Here is a 24971-nt window from a genome sequence, read left to right on the forward strand (position 1 = left end):
ATATGTCTGAGTCGATGAAGGTGATGGTAGTGGACGATAGCCCTGCCATAGTAGATTCAATAGGAATGATGCTGGATTTTGAAGGTTTTAGAGTGGAGAAATTTTATAAAGGTTCTGATATGTTCAACACCCTAAATCCCGAATCTAAACCCAACGTAATCCTCATGGATATGTGGCTTTCCGGTGAAGATGGAAGAGATATTTGCCGCATGGTAAAATCAGACGAAAATCTGAAAAATATTCCTGTGCTTATAATGTCTGCAAGTCGTGGTTTAGAGCAGTCTGCACTGGATGCGGGTGCAGATGCATTTATTGCAAAACCTTTTGATATTAATGATATGATAGAAACCATTAGGCTTCATTCAAAATAAAAAATCAGCTCTTAACCGCTGATTTTTTGATATCCATAATCTATAAAACAGCATCTTTAAATTCATCTAATTTGAATTCTCCTTATAAAACACTATTTTTGTTTTCCAAATTTTTTTTGTAGTATGGATTATCTGAATGGACTGAATGAATCACAATATGAAGCTGTTACAACACTTGAAGGACCTTTGATGGTACTCGCAGGAGCGGGTTCGGGTAAAACCAGAGTACTCACTATGCGTATTGCCCATCTTATAACCAATGGAATAGATCCTTTTAATATTCTTGCTTTAACCTTTACCAACAAAGCTGCAAAAGAAATGAAAGAACGTATTGCAAAAGTGGTTGGGCAAAGCAATGCGAGAAGTCTGTGGATGGGAACTTTTCACTCGGTTTTTGCAAGAATTCTCAGAAGCGAAGCCAATTATTTAGGATATCCATCCAATTTTACCATCTACGATCAGCAAGATGCCCTCAATGTTATTAAAAAAGCAATAAAAGACCTGAATATTGATGCAGATTTGTATAAACCAAAGAAAGTTCAGGCAAGAATTTCTTCGTACAAGAATAATCTTATCACTGTAAAAGCATATTACAATAATCCCGAATTATTGGAGGCTGACGAAAAAGCCAACATGAAATTTCTTGGTAAAATCTACGAAAAATACGTTGATGCTTGTTATAGAAACGGCTCAATGGATTTTGATGATCTGCTTTTGAAAACCAATGAGTTGCTTACAAGATTTCCTGAAGTTTTGGCAAAATATCAGGACAGATTCAGATATATTTTGGTAGATGAGTATCAGGATACCAATCATTCTCAGTATTTAATTGTAAAAGCTTTGGCTTCAAAGTTCGAAAATATCTGTGTGGTTGGAGACGATGCACAATCTATTTATTCGTTCCGAGGAGCGAATATTTACAATATTTTAAATTTTAAAAAAGATTATCCTGATGCCGTAACTGTTTCTTTGGAGCAGAATTACCGTTCTACACAAAATATTGTAAATGCTGCTAATGTTGTAATTGCCAAAAATCTTCAGCAGTTTAAGAAAAATGTGTTCAGCGAGAATGAAGAAGGTGAAAAAATTAAAGTTTACCGTTCTCTTTCGGATGCCGATGAAGCCAATTTCGTTGCCGGAAACATTTGGGAACTTCATAATCGTGACCAAAGAAAATTTGGAGAATTTGCCATTCTTTATCGTACCAATTCTCAAACCAGAGCTTTTGAAGACGCTCTGAGAAGAAAAAATATTCCGTACAAAGTGTATGGCGGTCTTTCTTTTTACCAAAGGAAAGAAGTAAAGGATTTAATTGCGTATCTACGGCTGTTAATTAATCAGAACGACTCTGAAGCGTTGATGAGAATCATCAATTATCCAGCCAGAGGAATTGGTGAAACTACACAGAATAAACTCATTGTTTTTGCCGATTCCCAGAATCTTTCTGTATCTAAAGTTTTAGATAATCTTCCTATTTATGCCCCGCATTTGGGCTTTAATAATGGTATTATTACCAAATTGAGCGATTTCTGGTCGATGATTAAAGCATTTCAGGTATTGCTTAAAACTGAAACTGCATATAATGTAGCGATGGAAGTAGCGAAAAGAAGTGGTTTGATTAAATTTTTGAAAGACGACCAAACTCCTGAAGGTATTTCCCGTGTAGAGAACGTACAGGAATTGATGAACTCTATGCAGGGTTTTATCGATGAGCAAATGCAGTTGGAAGATGGCGATCCGAGTTTGCCCAACTTTCTGGAAAATATTGCACTTTCCGCAGACACACAAAAAAAAGACGATTCCGACGATGCGGTTTCATTAATGACTATCCACCTTTCTAAAGGGCTGGAATTTCCGGTGGTACATTTGGTTGGGTTGGAAGAAAATCTTTTTCCGAGTTTTATGAGTTCTGCAACGAGAGAAGATTTAGAAGAAGAAAGAAGGTTGTTTTATGTTGCTTTAACGAGGGCAGAAAAGCAGGCATTTTTCTCTTATGCCGTTTCCAGATTTCAGTGGGGAAAAATTACCGATGCAGAGCCATCAAGATTTTTAAGTGAAGTGGATGAGGAATATATAGAGTTTCTGAATCCGGCAATGCAGGGCAGATTCATCAATAATTCAGGTATTTCCTCTAATATTTTCGATGAACATCCTTCAGAAATCAGAAGTTTTAAGAAAGTAGAGAAAAAAACAATTACTAAAGCCGACAAAGATAAGCCTATTGCAGAACCACGTAAACTGAAGCCTGTAGCTACTGCAAAAATTATCAATCCGAGCGGTGCATCTTCTCAGGATATTGAAGTGGGAGATAAGGTAAGACATGATCGTTTCGGAGTCGGTGAAGTAGCTTTTTTGGATGGGACAGATCCTCAGAATATTAAAGCAAAAGTTGTTTTTTTACATGAAGGAGAAAAAAACCTGATCTTAAAATATGCAAAACTTACTAAGATTTAGATAAGTTTTCTTCAATTCAATGAATAGAATATTGAAAAAGGTTTAAAAAAAATAAAGGTACAGAATTGAACTCTGTACCTTTTTTATTTTTTGAAATTAAGTTAAAAACTATCTTTCTACCAATTCTTTTACGGTTTCTCCATAATAATCGGTTTCCGAGGTTTTTACCTGCAGAAGTTTATACCATTTTCTGAATGCTCCAATGAATACGGCAAGCATTAAAACCATTGCAATTATTGCAAGTGAAGCCAATAAATACTGTTCTTTCGGAATATAAATTGTGGTAACTTGTATATAACCTGCCCAAAAGGTAATAACTGCCATAAAAACACCGGGAATTGCCGAACACAGTGCATATTTTCCTCTGTTGAGTCTGATGAGCATTGTTGTACATACAATAAGACCACATGCGGCAAGTAACTGATTACTAATTCCGAATAAAGGCCAAATGCTGCTTACATTTCCGGTGAAAACCAAATATCCCCATGCAAAAGTAAAAAGCAAACTGCTGATAATAATTCCGGGAGTCCAGTTCTTATCATTAAATTTTGGAATAACGGAACCCAACATTTCCTGCAGGAAAAATCTTCCCACTCTTGTTCCTGCATCAATTGCGGTTAATATAAATACGGCTTCAAACATAATGGCGAAGTTGTACCAATATGCCATTAACTGATCCATGTAAGGTATTTTATTGAAAATATGAGCCATACCCACCGCTAAAGAAACGGCACCTCCTGTTCTTCCATGAAGGTCAATACCAATTTTTTCTGAAAAATAGCCTATATCTACTCCGTGTAAATCCGGATGAGCTGCTAAGAAAGTATCATACACTTCTTTTGGTGTATTAATAGCGAAATAATCTCCAGGCATTAAAGTACACGCTGCAATTAGTGCCATTAAAGCCACAAAACCTTCTACTAACATTGCTCCATAGCCTACAAAAAGAATTTCTCTTTCTCTATTCAGCATTTTTGGAGTAGTTCCTGTAGCAATTACCGCATGAAAACCTGATATAGCTCCACAAGCGATAACAATAAAAATAAAAGGTAATACGGGTCCGCCAATAATAGGACCGCCACCATTTACAAATTGAGTAAGAGCCGGCATTTGTATCGTTGGATGAATTGCAATTACACCTATTGCAAGCATAATAATGGTACCAATTTTTAAATAAGTGGATAAATAATCTCTTGGAACCAATAATAACCATACCGGTAAAACCGAAGCTAAAAATCCGTAAAGAGGAATAGCAATAGATATAGTGGTAATATCCCAACTGAATAAATTATTTATGGTTTCATTCTGCATAAGATTATGTCCGCCAATAATTCCTGCAATTAATAAAATACCCCCTAAAATACTTGCAAATGTTACCGAATTTTTTCTGTAACGCATTATTAAACCCATGATGATGGCAATCGGCATGGTTATAATAACCGTAAATAAAGACCAGGAAGCTTCATGCATTGCATTAATGCATGCTAAAGATAATCCGGCAAGTGTTAGAATTAAAATGAATAAAATTGCGAAACCAGCAACTGTTCCGGTTGTTTTTCCAATCTCTTTGGAAGCAATCGTTGCTAAACTTTGCCCTTTATGTCTTACAGAAGCAAAAAGTACCACCATGTCGTGAACTCCGCCTCCTAGAACACACCCGATTAAAATCCATAATGCTCCGGGAAGATAGCCGAACTGAGCCGCCAAAACTGGTCCTACAAGTGGTCCTGCTGCTGCAATTGCCGCAAAATGATGCCCGAAAAGTACATTTTTGTTGGTTGCAACATAATCTTTACCATCAGCAAATTCTATTGCAGGAGTAGTATTTCTGTCATTAAGACGAAGCACTTTGTTTGCCAAAAAGATTCCGTAAATACGATAGGATATTGCAAAAATTAGTATAGATACAAATACCAAGGTTAATGCATTAATTCCGTTTAGAAATTCCATATAATTATTAATTTTTTATAGATATGTTTCAATGATTTGAAATTAAATTTCATAAAAATTTAATTAGATTGCAATTTACTTATTTTGAGTATAATTTATTTAAAATGTATATTAAATTAGCAAATATGTGTCTTATGAAATTATTTTTAGTTGATTTTTAAATTTTTAGGATATCTATATTTACGATAAGTATATAGATTAGATTCTGTTTCATGATAAGGTTTTAAAATTAAAAATATCTTTTTTTAACGGATTTAATTAACGTGAGTTCGGGATAAAAAATGTTTTAAATAGTTGATATTCAGATAGTGATTGTTTTATTGGAAAAACTGGGATAAGTTTATTTTTAGAAATGCTTTTAAACTATACAATGGCACTTTTTTCAGTAAAATAAAACAGAGTTTTGTATTGCTTTGGTAAGTTCTACGCCTTGGTTTATGTTAAACATATGTAAATCAGATGTTTTTACCCATCGCATTTTATAAATCCTTATCCCGAACTCAGGTTATTAAATACAGATTCTATATCATGAAATTAAATACCATAATAAATAGAAAAACCGGCATTATTAAAAGCCGGTCTTTCTAATATATGTTAATATTTTTTATTTGAAATTATCAATAGCTTTATTAATAGCATCAATTTGAGGGTTGATGCTGGAAGCTTTTCCTAGATTTTGTTTTAATAATTCCATTTTTTTGCTTAGTCCGTCTTTCAGCATTTGGCTTATCATCATTTTTACCTGAGGATTTTCTCCCATCTGACCTTTTGCCTGACCCAATATTTTGGTAATGCTTGTCGTTGCTTTTAAATTATCCGAAGACATAATCCAATTATATCCTTCTTCGGCAACTTTTCCAAGTTCCGGATCCTGAAATTTAACAAATGGATAAAAAGCAGCAATAGGAGCAATATTCGCCATTTGGGAAATCACTTTATTTTTTACAACGATTGGTAATAACTGCGAAAGCATTTCTTCAGAAGCCCCTTCAAGATCAATCTTATCTGCCAAAGAACTGGCTTTCGAAGGATCTACTGCTAAAATTGCAGCCAAAGAGTTGCCTTTTACAGAATTGGATACAGCATTAATTCCTTTTTCAAAAATCGGAACATATTTTTTGTCTTTTGTTTTTGCCAAAGCTGCTATTGCCGCTCCCTGAACCAAAGTTTTAGGATCATTTGTTGCCAGTTTTTCAACATCGCTTCCTAATGCTTTCATCATTTCTGCATTCGACAGATCTACAAGTTCCAGTGCCTTTATTCTTGTTCTGAAAAATGGATCTTTTACTGCGGCAGCCAATAGTTTTGTGGCAGCGGGATTTTTTCCTACCTGATCTTTAATTCCTGTTAGTGCAATGTATTTACTCTTAAATTCTTTAGAACCTAAGAATTGGGCTAAATATTGGTCCGGAGTTTTAGATTCTGTAACATCTGCAAGAAGAATTCCGTCTGCATTGATGTTGATAAGTTCAGGGTTTTTAGATGCATCAAAATTAAATGTATTTTTTGCTTCTGCATTTACCCAAACCTGATATCTTTTTGGTTTACCGTTTTCGTAAACATCAATAGCCAAAGGAAACTGAAAAGGCTCATCCTGAGTTTGGCTAATGGTTACGGTTACCTGTTTTTTTACAGGTTCAAAATTATAAGTATAATTCAGTTTTGGATTTCCGCTACCGAAATACCACTGATTAAAAAACCAGTTCAAATCTTTACCTGAAACTTTTTCAAAAGACAATCTTAACTGATGAGCTTCTGCCGCCTGATATTCGTTGGTTTTCAGATAATCTGTAATTCCTGCAAAAAATGCATCGTCTCCAAGATAATTTCGCAGCATGTGTAAAATTCCACCACCTTTTTGATAGGTTACCAAATCAAAAACATCTTCTCTTGAATTATAATTGAATCTTACCAAATCTTTTTTGAAATCTGAAGAATTATGGATGTAATGGTTTACATCTTCCATTTGGTGATAATCTGCCTGATCTTTACCATACTTAAATTCGTTCCAAAGATACTCCGAATAGTTGGCAAAAGATTCGTTTACGGTAAGATTACTCCAGCTTTCTGCGGTTACAAGATCTCCGAACCAATGGTGGAAAAGCTCATGGGCAATGGTGTCTTCCCATTTGTTTTCATCTATTAATTGTCCCGGTTTTTGTAAAATATCGCTCCCGTGAAGTGTAGCAGTTGTATTCTCCATAGCACCACTTACGTAATCTCTACCCGAAATCTGTGCATATTTTTGCCAAGGATAATCGTAACCCAATTTTTTCGAAAAGAAATCTATCATTTCAGGAGTATTCCCATAGATTTGTTTTGCGTAGGGTTCATATTCTTTTTCAATATAATAATCTACAGGAACATTTTTCCACTTGTCTTTAACTACGGCATATTCTCCGACACCCATAAAGAAAAGATAGGTGGAATGTCTTTTATCCATCACCCAATGATCGGTTCTCAATCCATTGGCCTCTTTTTGAGAATTTTTGAGAATTCCGTTGGAAAGTGTTACATATTTGTCTGGAACAGTCATGTAAATTTCCTGAGTGGTTTTTTGGTTGGGTTTATCTATGGTAGGAAACCAAGCAGATGAAGATTCTGTTTCTCCCTGAGTCCATATTTGGGTTGGTTTATCCGGATCTTTCCCCTGTGCATTAATGAAATAAAGACCTTTGGCATCATTAATAGCTGCACTTCCTTCCTGTTTTACTTCATTGGGTCTAGATGTGTATTTAATATAAACCGTATAATCTTGGTTTCGAGCATATACTTTATCCAGATTAATTTTTAAAACATCATTTTTATATTCATACTTTAAAGGTGTTTTTTTACCATTATTATCCAATGCAACTTCATGAATCAGCATCCCTTTGGCATCCAGAACAAGTTCATTGGTAGAGTAGAAAAAAGGAGATGCAGTAAGCCATTCTTCACCATTCATCTGCTCTTTCTCATAGTCGAAATTCACCTTCAGTTTGGTGTGCTTCAGTTCTGTAGTTTTGGTATGGGTCGCTCTGTAAGGAACTGTTCTTCCCGAAGTTTCTGTCTGAGCGAAAGTTACATTCGAATTAAATAGTGCACCCAGAAAAAGGGCTGTTATGAATATTTTTTTCATTCTTACGAATTTATGTATTGATGTTATTTTTAAGGTAATAAGTAGGAAATTTTTTGAAATTGTTACAGAATTAATATTTTGCATTCTGATTATTGGAGATACCCTTTGAAAAAAGCATTTAATTGTTTAATCATATCGTTGGTATGATTGTTAATCCCATGATTGTCATTTTCATATACCAATAATTTTGTAGAAAACTGATTAGAATTAAGCTCATTGAACAAGGCAAAAGCATTGCTTACATTCACTCTCTCATCTTTTGCTCCATGAATGATAAAACTTTTCAGCTGCTTATTTTTTATTTGAGGAACTGCAAGTAATGAAGAACGTTTATTGAGTTCCAATGTAGGATTTTTCTCAAAATCGGGTATAAGTTCTTTGTAAAGCCCGTACATTTCCGGTCTGTCTTTCTGGTTAAGATCTGCAATACCACCAATAGTTGCATTGGCAGATATTCTGTCTGTTTCTTTCAAAACCAGAAAATTAGTCATGGAACCTCTGCTAATTCCCAGCATTCCTATTTTTTTTGAATCTGCATTTGTTTGATGATCTATAATATTTAATAATTGCAATACATCATTAATATCTTTTCCTCCGAATTCATCCTTACCTTCACTTCTTGAGCTGCCCCGAAGCTGAGAACCGATAATAATAAATCCTTTTGCAGCTATTTTAGATAAAAAATTGGTAAGTGTAGCGATGCTTACAGCACCGAAATCACGATTTCCACCGCGGTTGAAAATAATCACCGGAAATTTTCCTTTTGTTTTCGGTTCAATAAGAAATCCCCGGATTTTCAGATTGTCATGAGAGCGATAATCATAACCGTAAATACTTACAGAATCCAAATATTTATACTCTTCTTTGAATGTTTTTTTACCATCTTTACCATCTACAGTATATTCTGGAAAATTTTCAGGAAAAGTCTGTTCAAGAGATACGGAAGTATTCTGAGCATTGAAAAATACAGAGAACAGTACTAAATTTAAGTAAATTAAATTTTTCATATTTACAACCGAGAAATACTTTTAATAAGAGAATGATTGATTTTGAATTATCATTTCAGCAAAAAAATGTGGAATTTTTATTATTTTTTAAATCTTGTTCAAATATTCAAGAAAACGATTCAAAAATAATTATTTATATCGCCACCGGTGCTTTTATGCCTGGATGTGGATCGTAGTTTTCTAAAGTAAAATCTTCAAAATCAAAATCAAAAATATTTTTAATTTCTGGGTTCAGTTTCATTGTGGGTAAAGTTCTTGTTTCTCTTGAAAGCTGTTTTTTAACCTGCTCAAAATGATTGTTGTAAATATGTACATCTCCAAAACTATGAACATAATCTCCAACTTCAAGACCGGTAACCTGAGCGACCATCATCAATAAAAGCGCATAACTCGCAATATTGAAGGGAACACCCAAGAAAACATCTGCACTTCTTTGATAGAGTTGTAAAGATAATTTTCCGTCTGCCACATAAAACTGAAATAAAGCATGACATGGTGCTAATGCCATATTGGGGATTTCTGCAGCATTCCATGCAGAAACAATTAATCTTCTGGAATCGGGATTGGTTTTAATCTGCTCAATTACTTCCGAAAACTGGTCTACTACTTTACCATCTGCACCAGACCAACTACGCCATTGTGCTCCGTAAACAGGCCCCAAATCTCCATTTTCATCTGCCCATTCGTCCCAAATGGAAACACCATTGTCTTTAAGATATTTAATATTTGTTTCTCCTTTAATGAACCAAAGAAGCTCGTAAATAATAGATTTCAGGTGAACTTTTTTTGTTGTTACCAGAGGAAAACCTTTAGACAAATCATAACGGAGCTGATACCCGAAAATGCTTCGTGTTCCTGTTCCTGTTCTGTCGGTTTTGTCGGTTCCGTTATCTAAAATATGCTGAAGTAAATCTAAGTAGTTTTGCATTGCGAAAATATAATAGCCTCAAATTTAGAAAAACTATGTTGAAAATCTTTAATTTGAGCCTAAATAATCCATATCGCAATCATTGATTTTTTGGATTGAATGAAGATGATATTTTTAGCTTTCTTTTTTTGTTATTTTTCTTTAAAAATTAAATGATAATTTATTTACTGTCAATATATTCAAATGCTTTTTTGAAATAAGTTTCATCAATTTTTTTCTTGTCTGATGAATTTTCTATTGAAATATTAGGTGCAATTCCTTCCCCGATTTTATTATATTCTTTTCCGTTTCTGTCCACAATATTTCCAATTGTTAATACAAGAAAAGAGCCGTCTGATAATTTATATTCTTGATTTGCAGAGGTTAAACCTTGAGTATTTACGCCAATTAATTTTACATTTTTCTGATCAACAAAAGACGCTGTGATAAATTCTCCCGAACTTCCGGTTACTTTATTGATTAAAACCGCAATAGGTCTGTTTATCGTTTTAGGTTCTTTTTGTATGATTTTAAATTGTTGAGTTGCTTTTGAACCTTCATAAAATTTACCATCTTTGTAATTAAAATACTCAATTTCTCCTTTGGAATCTTTAGTTCCCACCACGTTTTTATGATCTAAAAATGGAGCAACAGCGGCATACATAGGATAAAGCATTCCTCCGAAATTGTCTCTTAAATCAATAATCCAACCTTTTGGATTTTGTTTTTGCAGTTCGTTTACTTTTGAATAAAAAGTGTTGATATATAAATTCCAATCGTCGTTGTTAAATGATCCAATATCTGGCAAACTGATATAAGCATATTTGTTTTCTAACAAATCACTTTTAATCACCGGAAATTCTTGTCCTGTAGCCTTATAACCTAAAGTATATTGCTTCACAACTTCTGCCGGATAAAAGTTGGAATGGGAGTCTTCCAACGAAACAAGAGCATTTTTTAGAATAGGAAAAGTCTCTTTAATCGTCTTTACTTTTGAAGCTTCCGCTAAAGTTTTACTGTAAATTTTATCCCAATTTATCTTTGATTTATTTACCGATTTGTCCTTCATAATTTTCAAAGCATCGGTTACATAAGTTTTCACACTATCAGATTGAGCTGAAATAGTATTCGTAGACAAAGTTGTTATCAAAGATAAGATCAGTGAAATTTTTTTCATAGTAAGAATTTATTCCTTCAAAAATAACAATACTAAGCGAACGAAGTATCTAAATATTTTTTAGAATGAAGAATTATTTTGAAAGAATACTTTGAATAATCATTTCCGCATGAATTCTCGAATTTTCAATGAACCAAAGATGTGTATCTTTTCCGCCACAAACTACACCAGCAAGATATAAATTCGGAACATTAGTTTCCATTGTTTCAGGATGATAAAGTGGATTCAGACAATCTCCTTGTAACTCGATTCCTGAGTTTTTTAGAAAATCAAAATCGGGAAGATAACCTGTCATTGCCAATACAAAATCATTTTCAATTTCATTGATTTTTCCATTTTCATCTTTAAAAATGACCGAATTTTCTTTAATTTCAAGCAATTCGGAATTAAAATGTGCTTTAATACTTCCTTCTGAAATTCTGTTCTCAATGTCTGGTTTTACCCAATATTTTACACTTTTGGAAATTTCGGAGTGGCGAATAATCATAGTCACTTCCGCACCTTTTCTGTAAGTTTCTAAAGCGGCATCTACCGAAGAATTGCTTGAGCCCACCACTACAATTTTCTGTTTTGCATAAGGATAAGGCTCTGTATAATAATGTTTTACTTTCCATAAATCTTCTCCGGGAATATTCATGAGGTTGGGAATGTCATAAAATCCGGTAGCGATAATCACATTTTTGGCAAAATATTTTGATTTTGATGTTTCAACAGAAAATATTTCCTGATTTTTAGAAACATTTATTACTCGTTCGTAAAGATTAATGTTGATATTTTTCTGTCTTGTAATGCCTTGATAATATTCTAATGCTTCCTGTCTTCCTGGTTTGGTAGCTGCAGAAATAAAAGGAATTTCTGCAATTTCGAGTTTATCTGCTGTTGAGAAAAACTTCATATATAAAGGGTAATTGTACAGAGAGTTTACAATGGTTCCTTTCTCAATAATCAAATAGCTGAGATTATTTTTTCTAGCTTCCAATGCACAGTTTAGCCCAATAGGTCCTGCTCCGATGATGAGAATATCTAAGATTTCCATTACACAAATTTACGAAATCAAAGGATTTCTCTGCCTAAATTTCTGAAAATTCGGCATCACTTTTGGAACTTTAAAGAAAATTTAAATATGAAACATTTTCTGATATCTTTACTTGTAGTAACTTTATTTTCTTGTAACAAAAAAGCAGAAGAAAATTACAAACCGTCTATTGATAGCATAAAAACTTCCGTTCAAAAGAAAGAAAAAAAACAGCAATCTCTTCCTAAGGAAGTTGTATTGAAAAAAATGAATAGCGAACTTCTGCAGGCTATAAAAATGGTAGATTACAATGCTTTCGCCAACCATATTCATCCCGAAAAAGGGATTCGTTTTTCTATGTATGCATTTACAAACCGTAATGAAGATAAGCACTTTTCAAAATCAGATTTCCAGAAATATTTTCCTACAAAGACTATTTTTACGTGGGGATCTCTTGACGGAACTGGCGAAGTGTATCAGGCAACGATTAAGAATTACTTCAGAAAATGGGTTTTCAAAAAAGATTTTACCCATTCAAAATATTCTTACAATTCTTTTCAGGGAGGAGGAAATTCGCTCAATAATCTTGAGGAAATATATCCTAAATCCGATTTCACCGAAAACTACATTCCCGGTTCGGAGCAGTATAGCGAAATGGATTGGAAGTCGCTCCGTTTCGTTTTTGAAGAATTTAAAGGTGAATATTATCTCGTTGCTGTAATTAATGATGAATGGACAGTCTAACCCAGCAATTCGGAAAGTTGTTTTGTTAAATTTTTTCTTGAAAACTGTTCGATATTTTTTGTGTTTTCAGATAAATTACCGTTTTTCCAGAGTTTAAATTTCTGTATTATAAAATCTTCAATTTCTTCTGAATCTTCGTAGCTAAAGTGCTTTCCGGCACTAGTTTCCTGTAAGATTTTAGAAACATCTGCCTCGTTGGGACCAAACGAAAGAATCTGTTTTCCGGTGGCGAGATACTCAAATATTTTGCCCGGAATTATTCCTTTGGAAGAAACATTGGGGAAGTTGGTAATCAATAAAATTGATGAGTTCGACATTTCCTGAACTGCCCGGTCATGCGAAACATACCCAAGCTTCAGAATATGATTTTTCAAATCTGAATTTTCCAAACTTGTCAAAATTTTATCATCAATTCTTCCCACGAATTTTAATCTGAAACTTTCAGCAAAATCTGAATTGTTTTTGATTAAATTATTCAGTGCTGCCCAAAGATTTTCAGGATTTCTCAGCTGTTCCAAAACACCGATATAGCTCAGTGTAAAATGATCAGAAATAGCGGACTGATTTAGTTTTTTTCCTGAATCTGTTTCATCAAAACCATTCGTAATGCAAACCGCATTGGCTCCGTTTTTTCTGAAATTTTCTGCATCTGTATAGCTTGTTGCCAAAGTAATATCTGCATTTTTAAAAACCTCACTTTCAAGAAAACGATGCTTTTTATCTGATCTGTTGGTAAGCTTTAAATGCTTGTAATATGAAATTTCTGTCCAAGGATCACGGAAATCGGCAATCCATCGGAGATGGGGGAGTTTCTTCTTTAAATTCAGACCAATAAGGTGCATAGAATGAGGTGGACCCGAAGTTACAACGGTTTCTATGTTGTTTTGCTGAAGATACTTTTCTAGAAATTCTGTGGAAGGTTTTACCCAGAAAACTCTGGCATCGGGAATAAAAAAATTTCCTCTCACCCAAATCGAAAGTTTAGATTTCCAGCTTTGATTATTTCCCACATCAAACTGTCCTGCTTTGAATTTTTTATTGCTTTTATTAAGCTTTTCGGCAAGTTGATAAGGTTCCCAGATTTTAGTTTTTACAATTTCTAAATCTTCAGGAACATCTTTCATTAAACTTTCATCCAGCAAAGGATAACTTGGGTTTTCCGGAGTGTAAATAATGGGTTTCCAGCCAAATTCGGGAAGGTATTTTGCAAATTTTAACCACCGCTGAACTCCCGGACCTCCCGCAGGTGGCCAGTAATACGTGATGATTAATATCTTTTTTGTCTGAATTCCTTCCATTTTAACTAAAAGTCCTTGATTTTTTAAGCGTTTGAAGTTTCAGTATTTTTAGGTTTTCGGAACATTAGAGAAATTCCAAAACCACTTAAAACTATAAATAATCCAAAACAGATTAGGGAAATCCATTTTCCTTTTTCGATAACCTCAGGCTCAAAAACCATTTTTATATTATGATTTCCTGCGGGTACATGTAATGAACGTAGAAAATAGTCTGCTTTAATATAAGGAACTTCCTTTTCATCTATGAAGACTTTCCAGCCATGAGGATAATACACTTCAGAGAAAACTGCCAATTGTGGAGTTTTAGAAGATGATTTAAATTCTAATTCGTTAGGCTCATATTTGGTAAGATTAATCGTAGCCGTAGAGTCTATTTGAACAGGTTTTCCCTCAAAATAAGTTTTGTCTACATTATTAATTACAGCCGTTTTCTTACTATCGATTTCTCCAATTAGATTAATTTCTTCGTTAGGTGTTGCAGCAAATTTTAAATCGCTTACAAACCATGCATTTCCGTTGGCATTAGGGTTTGGAACAACTTGCGGAGAAGAAGTTTCCCCAAAAATCATGTATTTTGTATTGAGAAGATTTAAAATCTTTGGTGTTTTAATACTGTCTACATTAGAAATATATTGGTTCATAACATCATCAAACCTTCTCAGTCTTACAGCATGATAACCTCCCACCGAAGATTTAAAATATGACGTATTGGTTTCGCTATTTACACCCAACACCTGATTGTATATTCTGTAATGCTTTTTGTCTTTTTCAGCAATAGTTTCCAGAGTTTTATTTACCGGAATACTTGCTAAAATAGACTGTAAATTTTCGTTATCTCCCGCTTTCTCCATAAGATAATCGCTGCTCTCTGTCTGGAAAGGATTTTCTGCGAAAATTTTATCTACATAATTGTCGTCATTCAGGTAACGTTTGTTCACGCTCCACAAATCAAATAAACTTACCGCACCAATAATTAAAAGTGCAATATTTTGATTGAGTTTCTGTTTCAAACTGAAAAACAACACAGCACAAGTAATTCCAACATATAATAATGCTTTAATAGCATCTGTACGGAACATTCCGAATCTTGCGTCGATTAAATAATCCAATAAAAATGGAGGAAGATAGGTTCTTTCGTTATCGGTTGCAAATCCTAAAAGAGATTTTCCAAAAATGATTAGAATGAATGTTAAGCCTAAAGTTCCCGCACCAGTATAGGTTAGTATTTTCTTTTTGTATTCTTCGTCTAGATTTTCACTTTTGAAAAACCTGTATAATCCTATGATTGCTATAAGTGGGAAGAGTAATTCTACAACTACCAAAATAGATGACGGAGCCCTGAATTTGCTATAAAAAGGGATGTAATCTATAAAAAAGTCTGAAAGAACCATGAAATTGCTTCCCCAAGCCAATAAAATGGTTAAAATAGAGGCTCCTAAAATCCAGTAACGGTATTTTTTCGGAGCAAAAAAGAATCCTAAAAGTGCAAGAAAACATACCACGGCTCCTTGATAAGCCGGACCTGAAGTTCCCGGCTGATCTCCCCAATAAGTAAGACTTCCGAATCCTTTCGAGATACGTTCGTATTCTGCCTGCGAACTTACATTTTGCTGAACCATCTCGCGAACCTTTTCCATCATTTCTTTTCCTTCCGGTTCCTGGCTTCCACCACCCATTAGTCTTGGTATGAAAAGATTTAAAGTTTCCAGTTTACCGTAGCTCCACATCAGGATGCTTTCTTTATCCATACCGGTATTTCCGGCTTTGTGACTGTCGTTGGTTAAGATTTGTTTTCCTCTTACTGTTTCTTTTATGTATTCGGAGTTTGCCATAATTCGCTGAGAATTCATCCCAACACCTATCGCAAGAGAAGCAGCAATAATCCCTGAAGAAACTAAGAAATGTTTCATCGGAACTTTCTTTTTTATAGCTCTTACTAATTCAGAAATAAATAAAAATCCTAACCCTAAAAACAAATAGTAAGTCATCTGCGGATGGTTCGCTGCAACCTGTAATCCGAAGAATAGGGTAGTAACGATAAATCCGAGGATGTATTTTTTTCTGATGTATACCAATAAAATTCCGGCTAAAAGAGGAGCAAAATATTCTATGGTATTTACTTTTCCGTTGTGCCCTGCTGCAATAATAATGTAGAAATACGTGGAAAGACCAAAAAAAGTGGCTCCTAAAAGAGCATATTTCCAGTTTCGGACGGCAACCATTCCCAAAAGGAAAAATCCTGAAAAAAGTAAAAACAGATAATTAACCGGTCTTGGCAAAATATTTAGATAACTGTCTATTTTTTTGATAATATCTCCTTCAAAACGGCTTCCCATCTGGTAAGTAGGCATACCTCCAAACATAGAATCGCTCCAATACGTTTCTTTATCGAAATTTTCGCGGTAATCTAGAAGTTCTTTTGCACCACCACGGTATTGTACAATATCGTGCTGAAAAAGCTGTTTTCCTGTAAAAACGGGAGTAGAATATAAAAATGCTAAAACTAAGAATACAACTAATGAAGCTGCAACATAGATTAAGTTTTTATTTTTTGCCATAAAATTGGTTGTTATCTTTAATATTGGGATGTTAACGTTTTTCGTTGCTGTCTTTTACCTCTTCATAATCTACAGTTTCGGCATCCCATTTTACTTTTTTCTCAATATTATTTTTTGAGTTTTTTATTTCTTCTTTCTCGCTGTTCTGAGGTCTGAAACCAGTGTATTTATAAAATTTATTAAAGAAAATCCTTTTAAGAATATTCCAAACAAAAAATAATACTATGGTTATGAGGATAAATTCAAGAATGTGCTTAAACATAATCTATCTTGTTTTTTTGAGCGTAGCAAAAGAATCCATCCTGAGCAACGCTTTTCGTAACTGAATTTTTTAAATTATTTTGCAGAAGGATTTACCATAACAGAAGAATTAGAAATACTTTTCATAGACTTCGACTGTTTTCCATCGGAATATGTTTCTACCTGAGTGGTTTTTACATTGATGTTCTGGTTGTAAATCCATCCCGTATTTTGGTCAAACTTTATAGAACCGCTTTGTGCAAGCTCACTGCTTAAACTATGATTAATTCCGTTTTGGCTTTGTTTTTCTGTTTTCTTAGGAATTCCTCCGGAAATAGAAATTTCTGCAATACCATTTCCAACACTTTTTAAAGTATAATTAGAGGTAACTTTTATTTTTCCTGCTCCGTCAGCATTTTCGGAAGTGCTCCATTTATCCCCAATTTTAGCTCCTTTTTTAGGAAGGATAGAAAGGTTTTTTTCAAACTGGTCTTTCAGGATCTTTTCGTTGAAAGTTTCTTTCAGATTGGCAATTACGGCTGTTCTTTGGGTAGGATCTTTTACGATGTCTTTCAGTGCGTTAGAAATTTTTGTATAAACGGCATCAAACCCTGTAATAGAGATAACATTGCCTTTATCGTCCATTTTCATGTTCAGTTTATTTCCCGTAAGTGCTTTGTTGATGTTCCAAAGCATCTTAAGATCGTCTTCTTTCGGAATTTTCTGATTGGTATCTACAACGATTGTTTTTCCTTGTGCAGACTGAGAATTTCTTTTAGAAATAAGATTAATGGTCATGTCATAAACATGTCCTTTAATATCATTAACCGTAAAGTTCATTTCGTCTGTAGATTCGCTGGTTCCGCTCATGCTTTTCCCTTCAGGATCAGTCATGGTTTTCGTATCTCTTTGGTAGGTTGTTAATGGGTAGGTTTTACCTTTTTCAAGCTTAAATGTTTGTTTGAAAATACCTGCAGAATCTTTAATTGCCGCATCTGCTTTTACTTCCTTTACAGAATCTGAAGGAACTTCTACAGTAATGGTTTTGCCGGTTTTGGGATCTACTTTTGTAATGGTTGCTGTTTCTTTTTTACATGAAATAACAGCTAACGAAATAATGGCTAATGCGAATATATTTTTCATAAATTTTTCTTTATTTGAATCGGTTAAATCTTAATTCAGATGAAAATGAAAAGTTTTAATCGATATTTTTCTTAATTAAAGTTGTGTAATTTTTTGTCTCATTGCTTCATAAAGGATAGCTCCACAAGCAACCGATACGTTTAAAGACTGGGTTTTTCCTTCGATAGGAAGCTTCACTTTTTCGTCCGAATGATGAAGAACTTCTTTAGAAATTCCTGTTTCCTCGTTCCCCATTACTATAGCACAAGGTTCGGTGAAGTTTACATCATAGATAAGTTTTTGTGCTTTTTCGGTTGCAGAAAAAACAGAAATTCCGCTTTGCTGAAGAAAATCTACAACATGCGCGAGATTAGGCTCTTTACATATTTTGATATTGTACATGGCTCCGGCAGAAGTTTTAATGGCATCAGAATTTACCGGAGCTCCTCCTTTTTCAGGAATTACTACCGCATCAATACCCACACATTCTGCTGTTCTGCATATTGCACCAAAATTTCTTACATCGGTAAGTCTATCCAGAATAAGAATGAAAGGCGTTTTTCTTTCCTCAAACAATTCGGGTACCACATCTTCAATTTTATAAAACGGAACATCAGAAATAAATGCGACTACACCCTGATGGTTTTTTCTTGTAAAACGGTTCAGTTTTTCAACCGGAACATAATTGGGGCGGATTTTATTTTTAGCCAAAACAGCCTTTAATTCCGCATAAATTTCTCCCTGAAGTGCATTTTGCACAAATATTTTATCAATTGTTTTTCCAGCTTCAATAGCTTCTAATACGGGACGGAGCCCAAATATAAAATCGTCTTTCATTTCTTAATTGCCTGTTTTAAATTCAAAATCTAAAATGGTATATTTTTGTTTGAATTTTTTGCCTTTTTCAAGGTTTTTCTAATTTTTTTCTCCTAAAATAGCTCTTTTCTGTGCCATTACGTAGCCATAATGTAAGCTTTCGTGGATGTTGTTGAATATAATCGCATCCTGAATGCTCTTCAAATCCATTCCGAAACTGGTGGTGTAAGGAGTGTAATCTGAAAAAAAATCGCTGTCGTAATCTTTCATTAATGTTTTTGAAGTTTCTGTAAGTAGAAATTCAAGATCTTCAACTTCAGATTTCTGCACATTTAGATTCGGTAAAGTTCCCTTTTTATAAGTTTCTATCCAGTATTTATCTATTCTGAAAGGATTGCCGCTTAGATAATAATGCAGCAATTGCTGTGTCGCCACTGTATGAGCGATATTCCAGTAAATATTATTGTTAAAACCATCAGGAATCAGCAAAAGATCTTCGTGGGAAGTGTTTTGGAGAATATCTAAAAGGTTTTTTCGAACTTGTCTGTGCGCTTGAAAATGATAATTCATTTTGCGAAAATTTAATTGCCAAAATTAGTTTAATAAACTGAAAATGACAATTCTTAAACCGCTTATCCTTCAAATATTACGTATTTTTATGATATTCTTGCCTGAGTATATGATTTTTAAACGAAACTCCTGAAAAATGAAAGGTTTGTTTTGAAATTTATTTAACAAACTTTAACTCAAAAATGGCATTTATTGTGTTGATTAATGTAAGTTTTTATCAGAAATTTACCCATTATTTTAATTTAAATTATGTCAGATTCATATCAAGCAGAAGACATCCGTCAGCTTACGGAAAAAGTGAAAGAACAGAATTACTTTTTCAGTCTTCTGAGGCAGGAAATCAACAAAGCAATTATCGGTCAGCAATATATGATAGACCGTCTTTTAATAGGGCTTTTGGGAAATGGGCACGTTCTTCTGGAAGGGGTTCCTGGTTTGGCAAAAACTTTAGCGATAAAAACTTTGGCAGAAGCGGTTCATGGGGAATTTTCCAGAATTCAGTTTACGCCGGATCTTCTTCCTGCAGATGTTGTTGGGACGATGATTTTTAATATTAAAGACAATGATTTTTCTATTAAAAAAGGACCTGTTTTTGCAAATTTTGTTTTAGCAGATGAGATTAACCGTGCACCGGCAAAAGTACAGTCGGCTCTTTTGGAAGTAATGCAGGAGAAACAGGTAACCATTGGTGATGAAACCATGTCTTTACCGAAGCCATTTTTGGTTTTGGCAACTCAGAACCCAATAGATCAGGAAGGTACTTATCTTTTGCCTGAAGCACAAAGCGACCGTTTTATGCTGAAATGCAAAATAGATTATCCTGAATTTGAAGATGAAAGAAAAGTAATGAGAATGGTTTCTACTTCGCATCAACCGGAAATTAAACAGGTAATTTCACTTCAAAATATTGTTGAAGCGAAGTTATTGGTTAATCAGATTTATCTGGATGAGAAAATTGAAAAATATATTTTGGATATGGTTTTTGCCACTCGTTATCCTGAAAGATACGGGCTTTCCGATTTAAAAAACTATATCAGTTTTGGAGCTTCTCCAAGAGCATCCATCAATTTGGCTATTGCATCCAGAGCCTATGCGTTTCTGAAGGGCAGAGCATTTGTTATTCCTGAAGATGTAAAATCTTTAGCTCAGGATGTTTTAAGACACAGGATAGGTCTTACTTTTGAAGCAGAAGCGGAAGAAATTTCAGCTGAAGAAATTATCAACCGAATTTTAGCTAAAATCCAAGCACCTTAATTATTTATTAAAATTATCTTTTATGGACTGGAAGTATTTAAAAGAAAAAATTTATTTTTCTGACGGATCATTAAGAGATATTTATGTTTTAAATACTTCAAGAGAAGACTGGCAAAAGTGGATTGATTTTGTAAATGGAAATTATAAAGTAGATTTTCAATATTCTAATGAGCAGGAAATTAGATGTTCGAGTGATAAAATAATTGCAAAATATGTCTACGACTATTGGGATGCTAAAAGTGAATTTATGGTTAATGCTTCGATAAAGGTTGGGTCGGTTTTAGTTAAATGTTATTTCTTTGATGAGAGTGAAATTGAAAATGATATTACACCAGTCGAAGTAAATAGTATAGAAAATCATAATGATATTGTAGACTATTTAAAAAATGTTTCGTGCACTTTAAATAAAGAAACGATAATGACGCTCGAAAATTATTCCCCTGAATACGAAGAGGTTTTAATGATAATTAATAATGAGCAAATTATTATAAATTAAATGCAAATAAAAGATATTGTAAAAAAAGTAAAGCAGATAGAAATCCGTACCAGAAAGAAAACGGAAGCTTCGCTTATGGGGCAGTATCATAGTGCTTTTAAAGGGCAGGGAATGACGTTTTCTGAAGTTCGTCCTTATCAGTTTGGCGACGAAATCCGAAGAATAGACTGGAATAAAACGGCTCGTTTTCGGGAACCTTTTGTAAAAGTAATGGAAGAAGAAAGAGAATTAACCATGATGATTCTGGTAGATATTTCTGCTTCTATGGATTACGGAACCAAAACCCAACTAAAAAGAGAATATGTAGCTGAAATTGTCGCAAGTCTTGGTTTTTCTGCAGCAGGAAATAACGATAAAGTTGGTCTTATTCTTTTTGCAGATAAAGTGTACAAAGTAGTGCCTCCGGGAAAAGGAAGAAAACATATTTTATCTATTATCAGTCATGTTTTAACGGCAGAGTATGTTCCAGCTGTTTCAAAAGTAGATAAAGCTTTAGAATATATGATGGGTGTTTTTAAAAGAAAATCTTTGGTTTTTCTGCTGTCGGATTTCGAAGACGATTACGATTCTAAAACGCTTCGTGTGGCTTCCAAAAAACATCAGCTTTTAGGAATGAGAGTGTATGATGAAAAAGATAACGAGATTCCTGATGTGGGATACGTTCTCCTGAATGATTCGGAAACGGGAAAACAAATATGGGTGAATACATCCAGCGCGAGATGGAGATATACTTTTGCTGAAGCTCAGAAACAAAAGCTAAGAATTGTGGAAGAAGATTTTTCGAAATCTTCGGCAGAATTGGTAAATGTTAGCGTGGGAGGAGATTATTCAAAATTATTATACAACTACTTTCAAAAAAAATAATTCAATTAAAAAATGTTGGGCTCAGTTTTAAGCTTACATTTTTCAACCTAGAATGATACATTAAATTGAAAAAAATATTTTTATTACTGTCATTTTTAATCTGTGCAAACTTGTTTTCGCAGCTGCTTTCTTCAAATCTCGAGAAGAAAACTCTGGCGTTGGGAGAAGTGAACCGCTTGGTTATAAAAATTGATAATTTAAGAAGCAAATCTGTAATTGCTGCTCAAAAAAACGAGCTTCTGCCTTTTCATTTTGAAGAAGTAAAAGACAGCATAGGGATAAATTCTTCCAGTTACGAAAGAGTTGTAGAATTTGCTGTTTATGAAGAAGGAAATTTTAAAATACCCGAGCTTGAATTTAAAGTAGGAGATAAAATTCTCAAAACCATTCCTTACGAAGTTGAAGTCATTAATACTGCCAAAAAAGAAGATCAGATTAATGATATAATGAATAATAAAGAAGTCAATCTTGAAGCTGCAGATTATTGGGATTTATACAAATGGTACGTTTTAGCAGCTTTGGCTTTTATTGCATTAATTATTGCTGTGGTAATCTTGTTAAAATACGGAAGAAAAAGCAAAGATCCTGCAATTGTCGCTACCAACCAGACTTTAAAAGAACTGGATTCTTTGAAGAAGAAAAAATACATTGAAGAAGGAAATTACAGATCTTTTTATGTGGAATTAATTGATATTTCCAGAAAATTCATTACTAAACAATACAATATTCCTGCAGATGTTTTGCTTACCGATGATCTGATTTCTTTAATGAAACAGAACAACACTATTTCTCCGGAAAACGAAAAAATTGTGGAAGATGTATTTTTACGAGGCGATTTGGTGAAATTTGCAAAAACCTTTCCCGATCAGGAACTTATGCAGAAAGATTTTGGAGGAATAAGAGATTTGGTGAAGCGTTCATCCAAAGATATTGAATTCGAAAACCTGAGAAAAGATGTTTAATTTAGATTTCGAATTTTACAGTCCGTGGTTTTTTCTGCTGTTTTTGGTTTTTCTTCCGTTATTATTCAGAGATTTCAGCCAGAAAAAAAGAAAAGGAGTTAAAGTTCCCACCATTCAGAATATGGATGAGAACAACAGTATCTTACCGGTTCTTTCTTTCCTGAAAATCTCCAAATACATTATACTTTCGGCACTTATTATTGCAATGGCGAGACCGAGAACGTTTTCTGTATCTCAGGAGAGAGACGAAACCAAAGGTGTGGATATTATGCTTGCGGTAGATGTTTCGCTGAGTATGTTTTCTAAAGATTTTGAACCCGACCGATATTCTGTTCTAAAAAATATTGCGGTAGATTTTATTAGAAAACGTCCGAATGACCGATTCGGGTTGGTTAATTATAAAATGGAAGCCTTTTTGAAAGTTCCTTTAACTTTTGATCATAATGCCGTTATCCATGAAATAGAAAATCTCAACCAAAGAGAAATGATGGACGGAACTTCTGTGGGAGACGGGTTGGCTGTTGCGGTAAATCATTTGGTGAAAAGTAAAGCCAAAAGCAAAGTGGTGATTTTAATGACGGATGGCGTAAGCAATAAACTAAACGGATTATTTCCGCCTCAGGTTGCGGCTATTCTAGCAAAAGATAACAATATCAAAGTTTATTGCATCGGGATAGGAACCAATGGATATGCACTTATGCCTTATAACTATGATGAATTCGGATTTTATTACACCGAACAGCAGGTTTCTATTGATGAGGATACTTTAAAGGAAATTGCTGCCACTACAGGAGGAAAATACTATCGTGCAGATTCTGAAAATAAACTACAAGAAATCTATTCTGATATTAATAAACTCGAAAAAACAGATCTTAAGGTTACAAAAAATTATAATTATGAAGAGCATTTCAGGATTTTTCTCTGGATAGCTTTTGGAGTCCTTATTTTAGATGCAGTGTTACGTTGGATACTTTATAAATTTTTAAGCTGATGAACTGGTATTTAGGAAATAATTGGTATTTACTTTTGCTCTTGGTCTTACCACTTTTAGCATGGATAATTGTGAAGTATCTTGGCTGGAAAAAAAACAAACGGAAACTCTTTGCAGAATCTAAATTTCATCAAAATTTATTTGAAAAAAACACGTCTTTCAGCAAGTTTTTTCCTGTTCTGTATATTTTAGCTGTATTTTTTCTTGTACTTTCAATAATAGATATTCTCAGTGGTTCCGAGAAAATTAAGTCTGTACAGAAAATGAACAATGTGATGTTTGTGATGGATGTTTCCAATTCTATGAATGCAGAAGATATAGATCCGGATCGTCTTACACAGGCGAAAAATATCATCATCAATACGATTAAAGAACTGAAGAATGATAAGATAGGAATCGTAATTTTTGCAGGAGAAGCCGTTTCTGTAATGCCTTTAACTACCGATTATAATTCTGTGGAAACTTATATTTCAGATTTGCAGACGGATAATATTACCATTCAGGGAACCGATTTTCTTAAGGCAATGGAAGTTACCGTTTCAAAATTTAAAAATATCAGTAAAGGATCAAGAAAAGTAGTTCTTATTAGTGATGGTGAAGACAATGAAGGTAATGACAATGCAGCAATAAGACTTGCCAATTCAGAAGGGATTAGCATTACTTCAGTAGGTATTGGGACAGATGAAGGAGCGCCTGTTCCTGTGTATGAATTCGGGCAACTTGAAGGTTATAAATTAGATGCAAACGGAGAAACGGTTATTTCTAAAAGACAGACAGAAGCTCTTAAAAAAATGGCTGCATCTACCGGAGGAAACTATATCGACGGAAACAATATGAAAGATGCTCCCAAAAGAATTGCTGAGGAGTTGAGTAAAAAAATGTCGTCAACAGATACCGAGGTAAACTCCAGAAATGCAAATCATTATTATCAATATTCTCTAGCCGTTTCAATACTCATTTTCATGATTATTTTTATTTTTAATCCGAAAAGAGATTTCAATATTTAGTCTTAAATAAATCTGTATTCACTTTAACCCAATTTTAACAATTAAAACGC

General features: G+C 33.9%; 21 protein-coding genes. 9 read left to right on the forward strand and 12 right to left on the reverse strand.

All coding sequences use genetic code 11. From position 1 onward, the window contains the following. The first annotated feature begins 2 nt into the window (after nucleotides 1–2). Nucleotides 3–371 carry a response regulator gene (locus tag MTP08_RS04205; RefSeq protein ID WP_209390752.1) on the forward strand — a complete coding sequence of 123 codons (369 nt, stop codon included), beginning with the start codon at nucleotides 3–5 and terminating at the stop codon, nucleotides 369–371. 123 nt (nucleotides 372–494) lie between these two features. Further along, a complete protein-coding gene (locus tag MTP08_RS04210) occupies nucleotides 495–2825 on the forward strand; it encodes an ATP-dependent helicase (RefSeq protein ID WP_243577176.1) in 2331 nt (776 codons plus the stop codon). 108 nt (nucleotides 2826–2933) lie between these two features. Here MTP08_RS04210 and MTP08_RS04215 read toward each other — a convergent pair whose 3' ends face one another. From MTP08_RS04215 to MTP08_RS04240, 6 genes are all read right to left on the reverse strand, one after another. After that, nucleotides 2934–4775, reverse strand: a complete 1842-nt coding sequence (locus tag MTP08_RS04215) for a carbon starvation CstA family protein (RefSeq protein ID WP_243577177.1) — start codon at nucleotides 4773–4775, stop codon at nucleotides 2934–2936. A gap of 604 nt (nucleotides 4776–5379) precedes the next feature. Beyond that, nucleotides 5380–7893, reverse strand: coding sequence for a M1 family metallopeptidase (locus MTP08_RS04220; protein WP_243577178.1), 2514 nt, complete (start codon nucleotides 7891–7893; stop codon nucleotides 5380–5382). An 89-nt stretch (nucleotides 7894–7982) separates the two neighbouring features. Then, entirely contained in the window at nucleotides 7983–8900 is a 918-nt protein-coding gene (locus tag MTP08_RS04225; RefSeq protein WP_243577179.1) for an alpha/beta hydrolase family protein, read from the reverse strand. Between the two features lie 133 nt (nucleotides 8901–9033). After that, entirely contained in the window at nucleotides 9034–9828 is a 795-nt protein-coding gene (locus MTP08_RS04230; protein ID WP_243577180.1) for a thymidylate synthase, read from the reverse strand. 160 nt (nucleotides 9829–9988) lie between these two features. Continuing rightward, nucleotides 9989–10984 carry a S41 family peptidase gene (locus MTP08_RS04235; protein WP_243577181.1) on the reverse strand — a complete coding sequence of 332 codons (996 nt, stop codon included), beginning with the start codon at nucleotides 10982–10984 and terminating at the stop codon, nucleotides 9989–9991. Nucleotides 10985–11057: 73 nt separating this feature from the next. Further along, a complete protein-coding gene (locus MTP08_RS04240) occupies nucleotides 11058–12020 on the reverse strand; it encodes a YpdA family putative bacillithiol disulfide reductase (protein ID WP_243577182.1) in 963 nt (320 codons plus the stop codon). Nucleotides 12021–12107: 87 nt separating this feature from the next. On the opposite strand from MTP08_RS04240, the gene MTP08_RS04245 reads away from it, so the two are divergent. Beyond that, nucleotides 12108–12743 carry a hypothetical protein gene (locus MTP08_RS04245; RefSeq protein ID WP_243577183.1) on the forward strand — a complete coding sequence of 212 codons (636 nt, stop codon included), beginning with the start codon at nucleotides 12108–12110 and terminating at the stop codon, nucleotides 12741–12743. Here the strand turns inward: MTP08_RS04245 and MTP08_RS04250 are convergent. The 6 genes from MTP08_RS04250 to MTP08_RS04275 all read right to left on the reverse strand — a co-directional run bounded on the left by MTP08_RS04250 (nucleotide 12740) and on the right by MTP08_RS04275 (nucleotide 19347). Continuing rightward, entirely contained in the window at nucleotides 12740–14032 is a 1293-nt protein-coding gene (locus MTP08_RS04250; protein ID WP_243577724.1) for a glycosyltransferase family protein, read from the reverse strand. The genes MTP08_RS04245 and MTP08_RS04250 overlap by 4 nt on opposite strands. Nucleotides 14033–14064: 32 nt before the next feature. Continuing rightward, complete coding sequence (locus tag MTP08_RS04255) at nucleotides 14065–16599, reverse strand: YfhO family protein (protein ID WP_243577184.1); 2535 nt, start codon at nucleotides 16597–16599, stop codon at nucleotides 14065–14067. Between the two features lie 31 nt (nucleotides 16600–16630). After that, nucleotides 16631–16861: a hypothetical protein gene (locus tag MTP08_RS04260; RefSeq protein ID WP_209389756.1), complete on the reverse strand. Its 231-nt coding sequence runs from the start codon at nucleotides 16859–16861 to the stop codon at nucleotides 16631–16633. Between the two features lie 74 nt (nucleotides 16862–16935). Then, nucleotides 16936–17982, reverse strand: coding sequence for a DUF6263 family protein (locus MTP08_RS04265; protein WP_243577185.1), 1047 nt, complete (start codon nucleotides 17980–17982; stop codon nucleotides 16936–16938). Nucleotides 17983–18057: 75 nt separating this feature from the next. Then, nucleotides 18058–18798, reverse strand: a complete 741-nt coding sequence (gene rlmB, locus MTP08_RS04270; protein WP_243577186.1) for a 23S rRNA (guanosine(2251)-2'-O)-methyltransferase RlmB — start codon at nucleotides 18796–18798, stop codon at nucleotides 18058–18060. A gap of 78 nt (nucleotides 18799–18876) precedes the next feature. Next, nucleotides 18877–19347, reverse strand: a complete 471-nt coding sequence (locus MTP08_RS04275; RefSeq protein WP_243577187.1) for a DinB family protein — start codon at nucleotides 19345–19347, stop codon at nucleotides 18877–18879. Between the two features lie 249 nt (nucleotides 19348–19596). Between MTP08_RS04275 and MTP08_RS04280 the strand changes: the two genes are divergently transcribed. From MTP08_RS04280 to MTP08_RS04305, 6 genes are all read left to right on the forward strand, one after another. Continuing rightward, nucleotides 19597–20601: an AAA family ATPase gene (locus MTP08_RS04280; protein WP_243577188.1), complete on the forward strand. Its 1005-nt coding sequence runs from the start codon at nucleotides 19597–19599 to the stop codon at nucleotides 20599–20601. A gap of 22 nt (nucleotides 20602–20623) precedes the next feature. Then, complete coding sequence (locus tag MTP08_RS04285) at nucleotides 20624–21097, forward strand: hypothetical protein (RefSeq protein WP_243577189.1); 474 nt, start codon at nucleotides 20624–20626, stop codon at nucleotides 21095–21097. Continuing rightward, nucleotides 21098–21961 carry a DUF58 domain-containing protein gene (locus MTP08_RS04290; RefSeq protein ID WP_243577190.1) on the forward strand — a complete coding sequence of 288 codons (864 nt, stop codon included), beginning with the start codon at nucleotides 21098–21100 and terminating at the stop codon, nucleotides 21959–21961. Between the two features lie 65 nt (nucleotides 21962–22026). Next, on the forward strand, nucleotides 22027–22923 hold the full coding sequence (locus MTP08_RS04295; protein WP_243577191.1) for a BatD family protein: 897 nt from the start codon (nucleotides 22027–22029) through the stop codon (nucleotides 22921–22923). Beyond that, entirely contained in the window at nucleotides 22916–23914 is a 999-nt protein-coding gene (locus MTP08_RS04300; protein ID WP_243577192.1) for a VWA domain-containing protein, read from the forward strand. The genes MTP08_RS04295 and MTP08_RS04300 overlap by 8 nt, the downstream gene beginning before the upstream one ends. Further along, the gene (locus MTP08_RS04305; protein WP_243577193.1) at nucleotides 23914–24921 is read left to right on the forward strand and encodes a vWA domain-containing protein; all 1008 of its coding nucleotides are present in this window, start codon (nucleotides 23914–23916) and stop codon (nucleotides 24919–24921) included. Before MTP08_RS04300 ends, MTP08_RS04305 begins: the two co-directional genes overlap by 1 nt. The last annotated feature ends 50 nt before the right edge of the window (nucleotides 24922–24971 follow it).

Source organism: Chryseobacterium oryzae, assembly GCF_022811665.1.
GTDB lineage: Bacteria > Bacteroidota > Bacteroidia > Flavobacteriales > Weeksellaceae > Chryseobacterium > Chryseobacterium oryzae.

Coding starts and splice junctions, on each gene's coding strand:
- MTP08_RS04205 (WP_209390752.1), top strand. CDS start 3: ATGTCTGAGTCGATGAAGGTGATGGTAGTGGACGATAGCCCTGCCATA.
- MTP08_RS04210 (WP_243577176.1), top strand. CDS start 495: ATGGATTATCTGAATGGACTGAATGAATCACAATATGAAGCTGTTACA.
- MTP08_RS04215 (WP_243577177.1), bottom strand. CDS start 4,775: ATGGAATTTCTAAACGGAATTAATGCATTAACCTTGGTATTTGTATCT.
- MTP08_RS04220 (WP_243577178.1), bottom strand. CDS start 7,893: ATGAAAAAAATATTCATAACAGCCCTTTTTCTGGGTGCACTATTTAAT.
- MTP08_RS04225 (WP_243577179.1), bottom strand. CDS start 8,900: ATGAAAAATTTAATTTACTTAAATTTAGTACTGTTCTCTGTATTTTTC.
- MTP08_RS04230 (WP_243577180.1), bottom strand. CDS start 9,828: ATGCAAAACTACTTAGATTTACTTCAGCATATTTTAGATAACGGAACC.
- MTP08_RS04235 (WP_243577181.1), bottom strand. CDS start 10,984: ATGAAAAAAATTTCACTGATCTTATCTTTGATAACAACTTTGTCTACG.
- MTP08_RS04240 (WP_243577182.1), bottom strand. CDS start 12,020: ATGGAAATCTTAGATATTCTCATCATCGGAGCAGGACCTATTGGGCTA.
- MTP08_RS04245 (WP_243577183.1), top strand. CDS start 12,108: ATGAAACATTTTCTGATATCTTTACTTGTAGTAACTTTATTTTCTTGT.
- MTP08_RS04255 (WP_243577184.1), bottom strand. CDS start 16,599: ATGGCAAAAAATAAAAACTTAATCTATGTTGCAGCTTCATTAGTTGTA.
- MTP08_RS04260 (WP_209389756.1), bottom strand. CDS start 16,861: ATGTTTAAGCACATTCTTGAATTTATCCTCATAACCATAGTATTATTT.
- MTP08_RS04265 (WP_243577185.1), bottom strand. CDS start 17,982: ATGAAAAATATATTCGCATTAGCCATTATTTCGTTAGCTGTTATTTCA.
- rlmB (WP_243577186.1), bottom strand. CDS start 18,798: ATGAAAGACGATTTTATATTTGGGCTCCGTCCCGTATTAGAAGCTATT.
- MTP08_RS04275 (WP_243577187.1), bottom strand. CDS start 19,347: ATGAATTATCATTTTCAAGCGCACAGACAAGTTCGAAAAAACCTTTTA.
- MTP08_RS04280 (WP_243577188.1), top strand. CDS start 19,597: ATGTCAGATTCATATCAAGCAGAAGACATCCGTCAGCTTACGGAAAAA.
- MTP08_RS04285 (WP_243577189.1), top strand. CDS start 20,624: ATGGACTGGAAGTATTTAAAAGAAAAAATTTATTTTTCTGACGGATCA.
- MTP08_RS04290 (WP_243577190.1), top strand. CDS start 21,098: ATGCAAATAAAAGATATTGTAAAAAAAGTAAAGCAGATAGAAATCCGT.
- MTP08_RS04300 (WP_243577192.1), top strand. CDS start 22,916: ATGTTTAATTTAGATTTCGAATTTTACAGTCCGTGGTTTTTTCTGCTG.
- MTP08_RS04305 (WP_243577193.1), top strand. CDS start 23,914: ATGAACTGGTATTTAGGAAATAATTGGTATTTACTTTTGCTCTTGGTC.